At 53.1% G+C, this 375-nt stretch carries 1 protein-coding gene; it reads right to left on the reverse strand.

Annotation, left to right across the window (positions count from 1 at the left end):
* On the reverse strand, positions 1–375 hold a 375-nt coding region (locus AK963_RS34560), incomplete at both ends, for a hypothetical protein (protein WP_175404814.1).

Below are 375 nucleotides of genomic sequence, written 5' to 3' on the forward strand. Positions count from 1 at the left end.
TTTCGGTGTAGTTGTAGGAAATAGGCGAATCCGCCATCAAGAACTGGGTCATTGAGTGAATATCACTTTCGCTCCATAACTCCCCCGGCACCTGCGTCACCGGCCGGTCATTGGCATTGTTGCTGGCAGTAGTGGACAGATTAAAAGAGCCATGAGTCTCTACACTGTAACTGCCTTCGTTATCCAAGGTTCCCGGATACATGCTCGGGGCAACTAACCCCCACGCTTTGGGATTGCTTCCAGCGGCCACCTCAAAGTCGCCGACATAAATGGCGACGGGACCGTACCGGTTGAAATAACCGGCTGAGAGGGTGTCCACATAACCGCTGTAAAAAACAAAGATCAGCGTTCGCTCATCGCCGATGGCGTGCCAGC

This window comes from Endozoicomonas atrinae (assembly GCF_001647025.1).
Classification (GTDB): Bacteria; Pseudomonadota; Gammaproteobacteria; order Pseudomonadales; family Endozoicomonadaceae; genus Endozoicomonas; species Endozoicomonas atrinae.